Here is a 14,831-nt window from a genome sequence, read left to right on the forward strand (position 1 = left end):
GATGACTGACGTCAAACGGCTGCCCGTACTCGTATCCCTGCAACACGTGGCCTTCCAGTTCGCCAATGGCGAGACCCTGCTGGAAGATTTGAACCTGTCGATTGATCACACGCCCACCGGGATTGTCGGCCGTAATGGTCGCGGCAAAAGTATCCTGGCGAAGTTGATCGCCGGGGCGCTGACGCCCTCCTCCGGCACGCTCGACCGTAAGGCCCGCGTGGCGTACGTCGCACAGAACCCGGTGGTTGAAGCGGGAGCAAGCGTCGCCTGTTTCACCCGCACCGCCGAGGCCCTGGCCGCGCTTGAGCGCATGGCCGTGGGCGAGCCCCAAGCCGATGACCTTGAAGTGATCGACGATCGTTGGGACCTTGCCGAACGTCTGCGCGCAGCACTTGATAGCGCAGGTTTGCAAGCACTCGGTTTTGACGCCCCGGCCGATCAGTTGAGTGGCGGCCAACAGGCCAGGGTCGCCGTGATAGGTGCGCTGCTGGCGGCGCCGGATTTGCTGGTGCTGGATGAGCCCACCAATCACCTCGACAGCGCCGGCCGCGAATGGCTGCTGAACATCCTGGGCGATTGGCGTGGTGGCCTGGTGGTGGTCAGCCATGATCGGCAGTTGCTCAATACCCTGGCGCGCATCATCGAGCTTTCGCCCCTCGGCGCACGGGTGTACGGCGGCAATTATGATGCCTATCGCCGGCAACGCGACACCGAACAACAGGCTGCGGTTGCCGCACTTGAGCACGCTCGCCTGGATCGCAGTCGCGAACGCAAGCGCCTGCAAAAGGATCACGACAGCCTGCAACGCAGTGCCGCCCACGCGCGCAAACACGCGGAGACCGCCAATGTCTCGCGGTTTACCAAGGCCCGCTGGAAAGGCGCTGCCAAAGAAATCGTCAGCACGGTCCGCAGCGCTCATCACGCGTATAAAAACGAGCTTGATGGGCACGTTCGCGAAGCCTATGCGCGTGTTGTCGATGAAAGCCCCACCCTGCTTGCACTGCCCGGTTCGGCCCTGCCCAACGGACGACACGTATTGACGCTGGAAAACGCCCAACTGCCATGGCTCGACCCACGGCAACCTTCGGCGTACGTCACGCTCGACCTGATGGGCCCGGTACGCGTGGCCGTGCGCGGCCCAAATGGGTGCGGCAAATCCACGTTGCTCAAACTGCTTGCGGGCCAATGGCAGGCGGTCAGCGGCGACTGTGCGGTGCACGTACCCTGTGCGTATATCGATCAACAGCTCGCGCTGTTGGACGATCAGCGTTGCATCGTGGAGCAGCTCAATCTACTCGACACTCCGCTGGCCGAAGCGCAACTGCGCACGCGCCTGGCCTTGCTGCAACTGGATGCCGTGCGCGTCACTCAACCCGTCGGCCGACTGAGTGGCGGTGAGCGTTTGAAGGCTGCGATGGCGATTGCCTTGTGGCGTGAAGTACCGGCGCAACTGCTGCTACTGGACGAGCCGACTAACCATCTGGACCTGGAATCGGTGCTGGCTTTTGAACAGGCACTGCAAGGTTTTACTGGCGCAGTGGTCGCGGTGTCACACGACGAAGCGTTTGTGCAGGCGATTCGGCCAACCCATCACTTGATCTGGCAGCCAGCGGGATGGCGACTGGTGTGTGTCTGAGGTCATTGCATGCGCAACCAAAGCGCACTACGGTGGTGGCCGAATAATCTCACCGAGGAGCCCGGCCCCATGCTGCCTTCATCCCACAGACCTTACGCCAATGCGGCGCTCGCCCATCGCCAACGCTGGCGCGGGCGGGTCGGTTTGATGCTGGTGGCCAGCCTTTCCGTGCTGGCAGGCATGACCGATGCGATTGGCTTTATGGCCAGCGGTGATTTTGTCTCGTTCATGAGCGGTAACACCACGCGCCTGGCGGTGGCGATCAGCGCAGGTGACCTCGGCCTGACCGGGCGCTTGCTGTTGCTGGTGCTGGTGTTTGTGGTCGGCAACGCCTTGGGCGTGGTGGTCAGCCGGCTCAGTCGGCGGCATGCACTGCCGTTGCTGATGTGCATCGCCACCTTGTTGTGTGGCGCAGCCGTGTGGCCCTATGACGATGCCTTGCCTGCGCTGCTGGCAGCGATTACGGCCATGGGCATGCTCAATGCCGCGGTGGAAGAGGTCAACGGCCTGCCGGTAGGCCTGACGTATGTGACCGGTGCGCTGTCACGTTTTGGGCGCGGGCTCGGGCGCTGGATGCTCGGGGAGCGACGCAACGGTTGGCGGGTGCAACTGGTGCCGTGGGCCGGGATGTTTGTGGGCGCGGTGATCGGCGCGGTGCTGGAGCATCAGCTTGGCCTCAAGGCGCTGCTGGTCAGTGGCGCATTGGCCGCCTTGCTGGGGTTGGTGTCGCTGAAGATTCCTCGGCGCTGGCACCTGGGCTACATGCCACGCTAAGAAGAAAGGAGGCCCGCCCGACGTTTCGGCCTCGACATCCGTGTACTGGCAAAGAGCTATCACGTCGAGCGAGCGGAAAGAATGATAAGCCAATGCCTGCCAGCTGTCCCGCCGGGCATTTCCGAATATCACTAAGGCAAAGGATTACAGACAGGTTGCGAGTGCAGCCAAACGGCGTTTAGCCGGCATCGTGTCCTGGGCCGCGTAGTAGTTCACGCTGGAACCCGCGCCTGCGGCGCGCACGTCGACAAAATAATCGCCGCCGGTGGTGTAGACGGTAAAACCACCCGCCTCAAGAGGTTCCTTGAAGCCCCCGGCGTCTACGCCAAATACCGCTTCGTCCTGCCAGCCGAACTGAATGCATTGGGCAACCACCAGCGTGGCCTTGTCCGACGCCAGGGTCTTGTAAGGCTGACCTGCGCGCGCGTCTTTCATCTTCGAGCCCGCGCAACCGGACAGTGCAGCCACTACCAATGCGCCAATTACCACCTTGTGCATGCCATCGCCTCCTTGTAAAAAATGCGACTCTACCATTAGCCAGCGACACCCAAGGATTATTCAGTCACCCTGTCGCCTACTTGCAACCTCGCTTCTACCTGGAAACCCGATGACCCCCAACGCCGAGCGCTACAACCCTTCCACCGACTACGCCGACAAGCTGGTCAGCCGCATTGGCCAGACACCCGCGTGGATCGCCAAGCGTATCGGCGTCACGGACAAGCGCATCCGCTACATTCTCGATGGCGAGCGCACCGTCAAGGGCGAAAGCACGCCGATCCAGATGACCTACACCGAGCAGTTCGCCCTGGAATGCCTGGCGGCTGAAGCGAAGGCCAAGAAGAAGCCGTTACCGGCCGCCGAATGAATTTAGTTTCACTGTGAAGGGACACCACGACGCCTATAGTCAACAGGCTCATTTTTAAGAAGTCTCCCTTCTGCCCGCTCTCCCGCGGGCTTTTTTTCGCCCCTGATTCAGAGCCACCAGCGAAACAGATAGAACAACGCCATGCTCAGCAGCACGGTGATCAATACGCTGCGCGTCCAGAACATCAATGCCACGGCGCAGATGCCGGCCAGCAAGTAGGGGTTGGCCGGGCTCAGGTTGAGCGTGTGATCCGCGAGGAAAATAATCGGACCGCAAATCGCCGTGAGCATGCCCGGCACCGCAAACCCGAGAAACTCGCGCGCGCCGCGGTTGAGGCGTACCGGCAGGCGTGGCTCGATAAACAGGTAACGGTTGAGAAACACCACCAGGCCCATGGCCACGATCATGATGTAGATCATTTCAGCCCTACTCCCAGTCGTTTGCAGGCAAACCCTGCGCTCATCCCCAGCACGCCGGACACCACCACCGCCGACTCCCAGTGCAGGTAACTCAGCCATACCGAGCACAGCAGGGAAACTGCGACGCACACCACGGTGGGCAAGTCGCGCACTACGGGGGTGATCAACGCGATAAACGTCGCGGCGATTGAAAACTCCAGCCCCAATTGATCAAGGCCGGGAATGCTTTTGCCAAGCACGATGCCGGCCAGGGTAAACAGGTTCCAGATGATATAGAACGTCAGGCCGACGCCCAGGGCATACCAGCGGTTGAAGGTCTCACGGTCATAGTGGTTGACCAGGGCGAAGAACTCATCGGTCAGCAGAAACCCCAGGCTCATGCGCCAGCGAGTGTTAAGCGAAGAGAGTGTCGGGCGCATGTGCATGCCATAGAGCAAGTGCTGGGAAGTCAGCAGCAAGGTGGTCAGCACAATCGAAATCAGGCTGGCGCCACCCTTGACCATACCGATAGCCACCAACTGGGCTGCACCGGCGAAGACAATGGCGGACAAACCCTGGGCTTGCAGCGGGGTAAATTGCGCATCAATGGCCATGGAGCCGGCCAGCAGCCCCCAAGGGGCACAGGCCAGGGACAGCGGAATAACGGCAATTGCGCCGCGTCCGAAGGCGTAATGAGGTAAGGCTGTAGGCATGGAGACGGCTCATCGACAGACAGTCGACAAGCATGCCAGCGTCATACGGAGCTTGTCTTGAACGATCGTGCTCAGGCGAGCCTTACCGAGACCTGTTCAACCGAGTCGCGCGCTTCGCGCAGCTCGTAGGCATCCTGGTTTAGCCGGTGAATAGTATTGAGCAGCCGTTGGCGCAGCACTTCATCACTGAGTTTTTCGACGGCGCGCATCAGGTCAAACGCCGCGGTTTCGTTGTTATCCGCGACGGAATCGAGGGTCTTGCGCAGGTTACGAGTGGCACGGGTCACGCGGGTTCTTCCTTCATCAGTAATGGCAGGCACTTTAGGACATGCGTGTTTCAGTTTAATTTCAGTCAGTTGTGGCTGTTTTGCCGGCGGTTGATCCACATCAAACGAATTCAGGATTTGACCTATATATATGCCTATACGTATATTCGAATAATCATATGTATAAAGACCTTGATCATGTCTGACTTCCTCTCCCCACCCACCCTGTTCAAATGCCTGGCCGATGCCACCCGCGCACGCTTGACGTTATTGATCCTGCGCGAGGGCGAACTTTGCGTGTGCGAACTGATCCATGCTCTGGACGACAGTCAACCAAAAATCTCCCGCCACCTGGCGCAACTGCGCAGTTGTGGGTTGTTGCAGGACCGTCGCCAGGGCCAATGGGTCTATTACCGCATCAATCCGGCATTGCCCGCCTGGGTGACACAGGTGCTCGACACCACTTTGCAAGCCAACCAGCCATGGTTGCAAAACGACGCGCTGCGTCTGGATGCAATGGGCGACAGACCACAACGCGCCAGCAATTGCTGCTGAGCCATCGGAGCGTTTACTCATGCTTGTCGCAATTGCGATTTTTATCTTCACCATTGTCCTGGTCATCTGGCAGCCCAAGGGCCTTGGGGTGGGTTGGAGTGCAACAATGGGGGCGATCCTGGCCCTGGCGTGCGGGGTCATCAGCCTGTCTGACATTCCGGTGGTGTGGCACATCATCTGGAACGCCACCGGCACTTTTGTCGCGCTGATCATCATCAGCCTGTTACTCGATGAAGCCGGGTTCTTTGCCTGGACCGCGCTGCATGTGGCGCGTTGGGGCCGGGGGCGTGGTCGACGGCTGTTCGCCTACATGGTGCTGCTCGGCGCACTGGTCTCGGCACTCTTTGCCAACGACGGCGCGGCGCTGATCCTGACACCTATCGTGATGTCGATGCTGCTGGCGCTGCGCTTTTCCCCGGCGGCGACCCTGGCATTCGTCATGGGCGCAGGATTTATCGCGGACACGGCGAGCTTGCCGTTGGTGGTATCGAACCTGGTGAACATCGTTTCGGCGGATTACTTCAAGATCGGTTTCAACGAATACGCCGCAGTCATGGTGCCAGTGAACCTCGTCAGTGTTGCCGCCACCCTGGCGGTGCTGCTGTGGTTTTTCCGCCGCGACATTCCCCAGGCCTACGACCCGGCCGACCTGGAAGACCCGGCCAGTGCCATCCATGACCGCGCGACCTTTCGCGCCGGCTGGTGGGTACTGGGCATTTTGCTGGTCGGCTGTTTCGCCCTGGAGCCGCTGGGCATTCCCATCAGTGCGATTTCTGCCGTGTGCGCCGTATTGCTGCTGGTCATCGCCGCCAAAGGCCACAAGATTTCCACGCGCAAAGTGTTGAAAGGCGCGCCGTGGCAGATCGTGATCTTTTCTCTGGGCATGTACCTGGTGGTCTACGGCCTGCGCAACGCCGGCTTGACCACCTACCTGGCGACCTGGCTCGATACCTTCGCCACTTACGGCGTGTGGGGCGCGGCCATGGGCACCGGTATGCTGACGGCCCTGTTGTCATCGGCGATGAACAACCTGCCGACGGTATTGATTGGTGCGCTGTCCATCGAGTCCAGCCATGCGGTAGGTGTGGTCAAGGACGCGATGATCTACGCCAACGTAATAGGCAGTGACCTGGGCCCTAAAATTACCCCCATCGGCAGCCTGGCGACGTTGCTGTGGCTGCATATCCTGGCGCGCAAAGGCATCACCATCACCTGGGGTTACTACTTCAAGGTCGGGATCGTGCTGACCTTGCCGGTGCTGTTGATCACCCTCGCCGCCCTCGCTTTGCGCCTGAGTATCTGAAGGAGATGCCGAAATGAAAGTCCTGTTCATGTGCACTGCGAACAGTTGTCGCAGCATCCTGTCCGAAGCGGTATTCAATCACTTGGCGCCGCAAGGCTTCGAGGCGATCAGCTCCGGCAGTTTCCCCAAGGGCCAGGTCCTGCCGCGCAGCCTGAGCGCGTTGCAGGCGGCGGGCATCAGCACCGAAGGTTTGTACAGCAAGGGCAATGATGCCTTTGAAGGCAGCCCGCCGGACCTGGTCATTACCGTGTGCGACAAGGCTGCCGGAGAGGCATGCCCGGTGTATTTCGGGCCGGCGCTGAAGGCGCACTGGGGGTTGGAAGATCCGTCCGATGTTCAGGGCGACGATGAACATCTCAACGCCGCGTTCAACGCAACGATGGGCATCATCGCCACCCGCTGCCAGGCGTTTTTCGCCCTGCCCTTTGCCCGCCTGGGCCCTGTTGAACTGAAGGCTGAGCTCGACCGCATCGCACGGTTGTAGCCGGAGAACCTGATGACTATGCTGCCTAACCTCGACACAACCCTGTCAACACCCTTGCATACCGGGCCGACTCACCCGCCGCGCATCCTGTTGCTTTACGGCTCCACCCGGCCGCGGTCGTTCAGCCGTTTGCTGGTGGAGGAAGCCGCGCGCCTGTTATGCCACTTCGGTGCCGACACTCGGATTTTCAACCCGTCCGGGCTGCCTCTGCCTGATGATGCACCTAACGATCACCCCAAAGTCCAGGAGCTGTTGGACCTGATGCAATGGTCCGAAGGCCAGGTCTGGTGCTCCCCCGAACGTCACGGCTCGATGTCGGCAGTGTTCAAGGCGCAACTTGACTGGGTGCCGTTGGCGTTGGGTGCCTTGCGGCCCACCCAGGGCAAGACCTTGGCAGTGATGCAAGTGTCGGGCGGCTCGCAATCTTTCAACACCGTCAATCAACTGCGCGTGCTCGGACGTTGGATGCGCATGTTCACCATCCCCAATCAATCCTCGGTGCCCAAAGCATTCATGGAGTTCGACGACCAGGACCGCATGAAACCGTCGGCGCTTTACGACCGCGTCGTCGATGTGATGGAGGAGCTGGTGAAGTTCACCTTGTTACTGCGCGACCGCCCGGACCTGGTAGACCGTTACTCGGAGCGCAAGGAAAGCGCTGATGAGCTGTCGCAGCGGGTCAACCAACGGTCGATTTGATCGACCCTGCCAGCGTATGCTCAAGCAAACCGCTTCCCGAGCTGAATGATGAGCGCCATTCAACACGCCTGGCTGGGCAACTACGAAGTCAGCAGCACCACCTGCACCGGCCTGACCTTTGCCCGTCACAGCCATGATGAGTGCGTGATCGGCGTCAACCTTGTCGGTGAGGAAAAAGTCTGGCTCGATCGCCGGGAGTTCGAGGCCGGGCCGGGCACCATCACCTTGTACAACCCGGGTCAGATCCAGGGCGGCGGCGCGGCTGAGGGAGCGCCTTGGCACTTTGTCAGCCTGTACGTCACCGCGGATCAACTGGCGGCTGACCTGGGGCTGTCGCACCTGGAGTTTGATCGCTCGCTCTGCTTTCAACCTGACCTCGCGCAACGGGTGGCCGCGGCCGTGAAAGGCGCCTTGAGCAACGATACGTGGGTCCGCGAATTCAATGAGGAAGCCCTGGTGTTACGGTTGGGAGAAGTGGTCGGCGTCAGCGGTGTACGCTTGCCTGGCAGCACCAACACCGGCAAACGCATGATCGGTCGCGCCCAGGAATTGCTCGCCTCGCACCTGCATCAGTCACTGCCCCTGGACGAGCTGGGCAATGAATTGGGACTGTCCAAATTCCATCTGTTGCGTGTCTTTCAAAAAGAAACCGGTATGAGCCCCAGGCAGTGGGCCATGCAACTGCGTACCTGCCGCGCCAAAGGACTGTTGCGCAACGGCATCTCGGCCAGTGACGTCGCCCATGGCCTGGGCTTTGCCGACCAAAGCCACCTCAATCGACACTTCCGCGCCGCCTATGGCATCACTCCTGGCCGCTATCAAAGCGTGTTGAAACGCTGAACAGCGCAATCTGGTTCAAGACGCCTGCCTCGACAGACACCACACTGCCCGCCTCTTTTGAAGGAAAGCGGGCATGTTGACGATCTTTTTTTACGCGCTGGTATTCGGGTTTGTGTTTTGCCTTTCTCCCGGCGCGGTGCTGGCAGAGACATTGCGCCGTGGCTTGCTCCACGGCTTTACGCCAGCCCTGCTGGTGCAGATCGGCTCACTGGTGGGCGATGCGGTGTGGGCGGTGATCGGCCTCACCGGCATCGCCCTGCTGATTCAACATGATGCAGTGCGCGTGCCGCTGACCATCGTGTGCGCGCTGTACCTGGCCTGGCTGGGCGTGCGCAGCCTGATCGATGCCTGGCATTTGCCCGAACCCAGTCACGCACCGGCCAGTTCCGGGCGCAATGCGCTGGCGGTGGGGGCGGCCATTTCCCTGGCTAACCCGAAGAACATTATTTACTGGGGTGCCCTGGGCAGCGCTTTGTCCGGCATCGTCGGCGCCACGCCCAGCCACGGGCAAACCCTGATGTTTTTTGCAGGGTTCATGCTCGCGTCGGTGCTGTCATGCTTTCTGATTGCCGCGCTGGTAAACCTGCTGCGCAAGAACGCATCAGCGTTGTGGCAGCGCATCAGTTATGGCACGTGTGGTGGGGTATTGATCTATCTGGCCGTTCTGGCGGTACATGGCATATGAAGTTATATAGTGCGTAACTTGCGCCGCGGCTAATCTGAATGAACTCTGAACACAGGGTATTTTAATTAATCATGCGTTGACATTTTGTAACCGTCTGAGTAGATTGCCCCTGCCCACAACTGGGGCCTTTTTTAAACCTCACAAAAGAAGCCAATGGACACAGTATCTAGTCGCTGTCCGAGCACCGCTATTGCGGGCATCGGGCGCCAAACCCAGAATATGACAGGACTCGCCTTCCAGGTCCGGTAAGCTGCGCTAGAGCTTGATGCTCCACCGTAACTGCCTCACCGGTCGCTCGTCCGGTCCCGAGGTGTGTTATGACCTTCCAACTCATTGCTTTACCTGATGTTCGTACGCTGGCCGCAGCCTTGCGCGCCAAGCTGTGCCGCGAGCCCGTGGGCTTTTCGCCTACTCGCGCAGCCTTTGCTGCACCCTTCCCCCCAGCAAGTAAAGACCAAGCGCGCCCGGCTCCCCCGCTGGCGCATTGGCGTGTCTGCCCTGCCAGCGGCCAATTGCTGCAGCAATGGGATCACGCCGACCCTCAAGACCCGCAGAGACCGAAGGTTTCCAGACTGGCACACGCTGGCCTGATGCTCGGACTTTACGTGAGCACTCGCGCCGCTTAACCCGGCTGGAAACAGCAACTTTCTAATTGATGTTCTGGAGTTCTTTATGAACACGTCCAGTAGTAGCCCGCTGCGCGTTAGTTAATTAACGCGCGCTTGGCGGGCACACTAGAAGTTATGTAGACACCTTATTTAAACCGATCGCGAAGTCCGCGGCTCGGCATGCTTTCGCTCGCCTGTATTCAGGTAAGTACCGGGTATGTTTTGTCGAGAATTGGCGACAGGAGTACAGACAATGAGCGCCGTAAAAAACACGCCTCTGCACAAGAAAAATGGCACCGCTACCGACACCAAACTGTCGATGCGTGCCGCCCGTGAAGCCCAGAACGGCCTATCGGCCACCCTTGCCAATGTGCGAGCCACCCAGGATGGTTTAACCGAACTGGACGCCTCGGCGCGTCTGCAACGCGAAGGCTACAACGAAGTGGCCCATGACAAGCCGCCTCACGCCATCGTCCAGTTCCTGCAGGCACTGAACAACCCGTTCATCTACGTACTGCTGACATTGGCCGGCATCAGCTTTGTCACTGACTACTGGTTGCCGCTGCAGGCCGGTGAAGAAGTCGACCTGACCAAAGTCATCATCATCATGCTCATGGTCTTGCTCAGCAGCCTGCTGCGTTTCTGGCAGGAGCACCGCTCGGCCAAATCCGCCGAAGCCCTGAAAGCCATGGTGCGCACCACGGCCACGGTGCTGCGTCGTGAGCAAGTCGGCGCCCAGCCGACCCTGCGTGAAGTACCGATGCGCGACCTGGTGGCGGGCGACATCGTGCAGCTTTCCGCCGGCGACATGATCCCGGCCGACATCCGCCTGATCGAGTCCCGCGACCTGTTTATCAGCCAGGCCGTGCTGACCGGCGAAGCGTTGCCGGTCGAGAAGTACGACACCCTCGGCGACGTCACGCAAAAGTCCGCGATACCGGCAGCGGCCGACCAAGGCAACCTGCTGGACCTGCCGAACATCTGCTTCATGGGCACCAACGTCGTCAGTGGTCGCGCCAAAGCCGTAGTGGTCGCCACCGGCCCACGCACCTACTTTGGCTCCCTGGCCAAAGCGATTGTCGGCTCGCGGGTGCAAACCGCTTTCGATCGTGGGGTGAACAGCGTCAGCTGGCTGCTGATCCGTTTCATGCTGGTGATGGTGCCGATCGTGTTCTTCCTCAATGGCTTCTCCAAAGGTGACTGGGGCGATGCGTTCCTGTTTGCACTGGCAGTCGCCGTTGGCCTGACCCCTGAAATGCTGCCGATGATCGTCAGCGCCAACCTGGCCAAAGGCGCCAACGCCATGGCCAAGCGCAAAGTCGTGGTCAAGCGCCTCAACGCGATTCAGAACTTCGGCTCAATGGACGTGCTGTGCACCGACAAGACCGGCACCCTGACCCAGGACAAGATCATCCTCGAGCATCACGTCAACGCCTTTGGCCAACGTGATGATGCAGTGCTGTCCCTGGCCTGGCTCAACAGCTTTCACCAGAGCGGCATGAAAAACCTGATGGACCAGGCCGTGGTGCAGTTCTCGGAACAGAACCCGAAGTTCCAGGTGCCGTTTGCCTACAGCAAAGTCGATGAACTACCGTTCGACTTTGTACGCCGTCGCCTGTCGATCGTGGTCAAGGATGCCGCCGGCGACCAGTTGCTGGTGTGCAAGGGCGCGGTGGAAGAGATGCTGAGCATTTCCACGCACGTCATGGAAGGTGGTGATGCCGTGCCGCTGGATGAGCGCCGCCGTGAAGAGTTGCTGACGCTGGCGAACGACTACAACGAAGATGGTTTCCGTGTACTGGTCGTCGCCACCCGCAACATCCCGAAAGCACTGGCACGTCAGCAGTACACCACGACCGATGAACGCAATCTGGTGATCCAGGGCTTCCTGACATTCCTTGATCCACCGAAGGAAACCGCAGGCCCGGCGATTGCCGCACTGCAACAAATCGGCGTAGCGGTAAAAGTGCTGACCGGCGACAACGCGGTGGTCACCAGCAAGATCTGCCGTCAGGTCGGCCTCGAGCCTGGCCAGCCGCTGCTGGGTGTGGAAATCGAAGCGATGGATGACGCAACCCTGCTGCGCCGCGTGGAAGAGCGCACAGTGTTTGCCAAGCTCACGCCGCTGCAGAAATCCCGGGTACTCAAAGCGTTGCAAGCCAACGGCCACACCGTGGGCTTCCTCGGCGACGGCATCAACGATGCACCGGCGCTGCGTGATGCCGATGTGGGCATTTCGGTGGACAGCGGCACTGATATCGCCAAGGAATCCGCCGACATCATCCTGTTGGAAAAGAGCCTGATGGTGCTGGAAGAAGGCGTGCTCAAGGGCCGCGAAACCTTCGGCAACATCATGAAGTACCTGAACATGACGGCCAGCTCGAACTTCGGCAATGTGTTCTCGGTGTTGGTCGCCAGTGCGTTTATCCCGTTCATGCCGATGCTGGCGATCCATCTGCTGCTGCAAAACCTGATGTACGACATCTCCCAGCTGGCCTTGCCATGGGACAAGATGGACAAGGAATACCTGGCCAAACCGCGCAAGTGGGATGCGAAAAACATCGGCCGCTTCATGATCTGGATCGGGCCGACCTCGTCGATCTTCGACATCACCACCTTTGCATTGATGTGGTACGTGTTCTCCGCCAACAGCGTGGAAATGCAGACCCTGTTCCAGTCCGGCTGGTTTATCGAGGGGCTGCTCTCGCAAACCCTGGTCGTGCACATGTTACGTACACGCAAGATCCCGTTCTTCCAGAGCACGGCCGCCTGGCCGGTGTTGATGATGACCGCCATCGTCATCGGGCTGGGGATCTACGTGCCGTTCTCGCCGCTGGGCACCCTGGTGGGCCTGGAGCCGTTGCCGCTGGCGTACTTCCCATGGTTGGTCGGCACCCTGCTCGCCTACTGCTGCGTCGCCCAACTGATGAAGACGATCTACATCCGCCGCTTCAAGCAGTGGTACTGATCACCCCCGCCGTTTAAACGGTGGCGGTCGCCCGGCCGCCACCGTGCAACACAAGGACACTCCCTATGCGCGTCTTGATCTGTGCAGGTCGTCATTACGCCGACACCAAAAAGTCCCGCCAAGTGCTGGACGCTTACCACCGCCTGCGCCCCGTGCAGGTATTGATTCACGGCGGCAACCAATTCCTGGGCAGTGACATCGAAGAATGGGCGCGGGAAATCGGCATCGATGTGGTGCGCTACCCGCCCAATTGGCAACGCCATGGCAAGCAGGCGGAACGCCAGCGCAACCATTTCATGCTGACCGACAGCCGGCCCGACGTGATCATCGCCCTGCCAGGTGGTGACGACACATCGGAGTTGGTCTGCCAAGCCAAAACCAGCGGCATTTCGGTGCTGACCGTAGAAAGCTGAATTCAAGCGAGGTGCACCATGCACAAAAAACACACCCCTCAACACGCGGACGGGTTTGCCAAATATCGCGCGCGTCATTACCGCGGAGCCCGCCAGACCCTGTTGCTGTTGCCACCGGCCAAGCGCCGCGCGCTGCAACGTAACCTGATCTTTATTGGCACAACCCTGGGCCTTATTTTGCTGACCGCCCTGTTCTCGAAAGCCCAGGCGGCCGGCGGCGCCTATGTAGTCGACGACGGTGCGGTTAACGAGCCGGGCGAATGCAATGTTGACGCCTGGTACACAGCCGATCGCCACCAGGGCAACATCCATAGCCAAACCCTGAACCCGGCCTGCACGTTCAGCGCACTGCCCTATGTGCAATGGAGCGCTGCACTGTCGCGCGCCAGCAATGCAGGCGATGCCGAAACCCAGGTCAGCCCGCAAGTAAAGGCGCAGGTCTGGTCACAAGAAGACTTGGGGCTGCAGATAGCAGTGTCTGCCACCAGCCATTTTGCGCTGGACCGCCAACATGCGTTCGACGGTGCGGACTTGAATGTGCCGTTGACCTGGCAACCCATTCAAGCACTGCGCCTGAACCTCAACGGTGGCTGGACACATGCCTATAACGGCGGCGAGCAAAACCATCGCCTGACCTGGGGCACCGGCTTCGAATATCAGGTGGCGGATGCACTGACGCTGATCGGTGAGCGCTATGGCCAGGAAGGCGGCGACCAGGCCTGGCAGGCCGGGCCGCGGTTCCATGTTGGCAAGCTGGTCGACGTGGACGTGGTCGTCGGGCAAAGCCTGACCGGGGACCGTAACCAGTGGTTGACCACCGGCGCGACCGTGCGCTTCTAAGGTTTGGCCTGCTGCTCCAGGTGCAGTTGCAACTGTGGGTCAAGTTGCAACTGCCCCGCCAGTTCGTCCAGGTAGGTGCGCTCCGCGCCCTGCTGATCATTGACCAGCATTACGCTGGCCAGGTAGATCTCCGACGCCAGCGCGGGGTCATGGGCATACTCGGCAAAATCGGCTGCACTCAGTGGCTTGGCGACTTCGGCGTCGAGCCACTGTTGCAACTGCGGGTCATCGGTATGGCGGCCGATCTCGGCAGAAATCATCTGTTGTTCCTGATCGTCGATCTTGCCATCCGCCTTGGCTGCGGCGATCAGGGCTCGTAATAGCGCATGGCTGTGGGCCTCGGCTTCCGGGCCTTGAAGTTGGTCGACCGTCTGGAAGGCTTGCTGCGGGGCGGTTGCCTGTTGGCGCTGCCAAGCCTGGTATGCCTGAAAAGCCGCCATCCCCAGGGATGCCAGCGCTGCGTAGTTCATCCCACCGGCACGTGCTTGCGTCGTACCGCTGGCGGGCGCACCGCCCAACAAACCGCCAAGCCCGCCGAGCAACCCACCTAGACCACCGCCCGCCGGGGCATTGCCGGTGTTGTTACCTTTCAATAAGCCACCCAACAGCCCACCCAGGCCGCCGCCTGAGGAGGTGCCGCCTGACTGCCCGGCGCGTAGCAGTTGTTCGAGTAGATCGCTGGTGTTCATCGTGTTGCTCTCCCGGAGCGTAGTAGTGGCGTTCATCAACCATAGACCGCTCCGGCGGGAACACCATGACCGCCGGGCGGGCACGCTTTATGATG

18 protein-coding genes are annotated in these 14,831 nt (G+C 60.4%); 13 read left to right on the top strand and 5 right to left on the bottom strand.

From position 1 onward, the window contains the following. The first annotated feature begins 1 nt into the window (after position 1). Entirely contained in the window at positions 2–1,636 is a 1,635-nt protein-coding gene (locus ACI77D_RS14240) for an ABC-F family ATP-binding cassette domain-containing protein (RefSeq protein WP_407016821.1), read from the top strand. Between the two features lie 69 nt (positions 1,637–1,705). Beyond that, positions 1,706–2,410, top strand: a complete 705-nt coding sequence (locus tag ACI77D_RS14245; RefSeq protein WP_221294841.1) for a YoaK family protein — start codon at positions 1,706–1,708, stop codon at positions 2,408–2,410. Positions 2,411–2,554: 144 nt separating this feature from the next. Here the strand turns inward: ACI77D_RS14245 and ACI77D_RS14250 are convergent, their stop codons facing one another. Continuing rightward, positions 2,555–2,908 carry a hypothetical protein gene (locus tag ACI77D_RS14250; RefSeq protein WP_128589283.1) on the bottom strand — a complete coding sequence of 118 codons (354 nt, stop codon included), beginning with the start codon at positions 2,906–2,908 and terminating at the stop codon, positions 2,555–2,557. A gap of 109 nt (positions 2,909–3,017) precedes the next feature. Between ACI77D_RS14250 and ACI77D_RS14255 the strand changes: the two genes are divergently transcribed. Beyond that, positions 3,018–3,275 carry a hypothetical protein gene (locus tag ACI77D_RS14255; RefSeq protein ID WP_064452540.1) on the top strand — a complete coding sequence of 86 codons (258 nt, stop codon included), beginning with the start codon at positions 3,018–3,020 and terminating at the stop codon, positions 3,273–3,275. A gap of 107 nt (positions 3,276–3,382) precedes the next feature. On the opposite strand, the gene ACI77D_RS14260 is transcribed toward ACI77D_RS14255, so the two are convergent. The 3 genes from ACI77D_RS14260 to ACI77D_RS14270 form a co-directional block, all read right to left on the bottom strand. Beyond that, positions 3,383–3,694, bottom strand: a complete 312-nt coding sequence (locus ACI77D_RS14260; RefSeq protein ID WP_064452541.1) for an AzlD domain-containing protein — start codon at positions 3,692–3,694, stop codon at positions 3,383–3,385. Beyond that, complete coding sequence (locus ACI77D_RS14265; RefSeq protein WP_064452542.1) at positions 3,691–4,386, bottom strand: AzlC family ABC transporter permease; 696 nt, start codon at positions 4,384–4,386, stop codon at positions 3,691–3,693. The genes ACI77D_RS14260 and ACI77D_RS14265 overlap by 4 nt, the downstream gene beginning before the upstream one ends. A gap of 71 nt (positions 4,387–4,457) precedes the next feature. Next, positions 4,458–4,673, bottom strand: a complete 216-nt coding sequence (locus ACI77D_RS14270; protein WP_064452543.1) for a hypothetical protein — start codon at positions 4,671–4,673, stop codon at positions 4,458–4,460. Positions 4,674–4,850: 177 nt separating this feature from the next. Between ACI77D_RS14270 and ACI77D_RS14275 the strand changes: the two genes are divergently transcribed. The 10 genes from ACI77D_RS14275 (at position 4,851) to ACI77D_RS14320 (ending at position 14,047) form a co-directional block, all read left to right on the top strand. Further along, positions 4,851–5,207 carry a metalloregulator ArsR/SmtB family transcription factor gene (locus tag ACI77D_RS14275; RefSeq protein WP_407016822.1) on the top strand — a complete coding sequence of 119 codons (357 nt, stop codon included), beginning with the start codon at positions 4,851–4,853 and terminating at the stop codon, positions 5,205–5,207. 19 nt (positions 5,208–5,226) lie between these two features. Further along, on the top strand, positions 5,227–6,510 hold the full coding sequence (locus tag ACI77D_RS14280; protein WP_407016823.1) for an arsenic transporter: 1,284 nt from the start codon (positions 5,227–5,229) through the stop codon (positions 6,508–6,510). Positions 6,511–6,523: 13 nt separating this feature from the next. Then, positions 6,524–6,994, top strand: a complete 471-nt coding sequence (locus ACI77D_RS14285) for an arsenate reductase ArsC (RefSeq protein WP_221294842.1) — start codon at positions 6,524–6,526, stop codon at positions 6,992–6,994. A 9-nt stretch (positions 6,995–7,003) separates the two neighbouring features. Continuing rightward, entirely contained in the window at positions 7,004–7,693 is a 690-nt protein-coding gene (gene arsH, locus ACI77D_RS14290) for an arsenical resistance protein ArsH (protein WP_407016917.1), read from the top strand. A gap of 48 nt (positions 7,694–7,741) precedes the next feature. Continuing rightward, positions 7,742–8,533 carry a helix-turn-helix domain-containing protein gene (locus ACI77D_RS14295; protein ID WP_407016824.1) on the top strand — a complete coding sequence of 264 codons (792 nt, stop codon included), beginning with the start codon at positions 7,742–7,744 and terminating at the stop codon, positions 8,531–8,533. Between the two features lie 73 nt (positions 8,534–8,606). Beyond that, the gene (locus tag ACI77D_RS14300; RefSeq protein ID WP_407016825.1) at positions 8,607–9,218 is read left to right on the top strand and encodes a LysE family transporter; all 612 of its coding nucleotides are present in this window, start codon (positions 8,607–8,609) and stop codon (positions 9,216–9,218) included. Positions 9,219–9,535: 317 nt separating this feature from the next. Then, positions 9,536–9,844 carry a hypothetical protein gene (locus ACI77D_RS14305; RefSeq protein WP_259746045.1) on the top strand — a complete coding sequence of 103 codons (309 nt, stop codon included), beginning with the start codon at positions 9,536–9,538 and terminating at the stop codon, positions 9,842–9,844. Positions 9,845–10,079: 235 nt separating this feature from the next. Beyond that, a complete protein-coding gene (mgtA, locus tag ACI77D_RS14310) occupies positions 10,080–12,794 on the top strand; it encodes a magnesium-translocating P-type ATPase (protein ID WP_262664795.1) in 2,715 nt (904 codons plus the stop codon). Positions 12,795–12,859: 65 nt separating this feature from the next. After that, positions 12,860–13,207: a DUF2493 domain-containing protein gene (locus ACI77D_RS14315; protein WP_064452551.1), complete on the top strand. Its 348-nt coding sequence runs from the start codon at positions 12,860–12,862 to the stop codon at positions 13,205–13,207. An 18-nt stretch (positions 13,208–13,225) separates the two neighbouring features. Next, positions 13,226–14,047, top strand: a complete 822-nt coding sequence (locus ACI77D_RS14320) for a hypothetical protein (protein ID WP_064452552.1) — start codon at positions 13,226–13,228, stop codon at positions 14,045–14,047. Here the strand turns inward: ACI77D_RS14320 and ACI77D_RS14325 are convergent. Beyond that, positions 14,044–14,736, bottom strand: a complete 693-nt coding sequence (locus ACI77D_RS14325) for a DUF533 domain-containing protein (RefSeq protein WP_221294848.1) — start codon at positions 14,734–14,736, stop codon at positions 14,044–14,046. The genes ACI77D_RS14320 and ACI77D_RS14325 overlap by 4 nt on opposite strands. Between the last annotated feature and the right edge of the window lie 95 nt (positions 14,737–14,831).

This window comes from Pseudomonas sp. O39, assembly GCF_045447295.1.
GTDB classification, from domain to species: domain Bacteria; phylum Pseudomonadota; class Gammaproteobacteria; order Pseudomonadales; family Pseudomonadaceae; genus Aquipseudomonas; species Aquipseudomonas antarctica_A.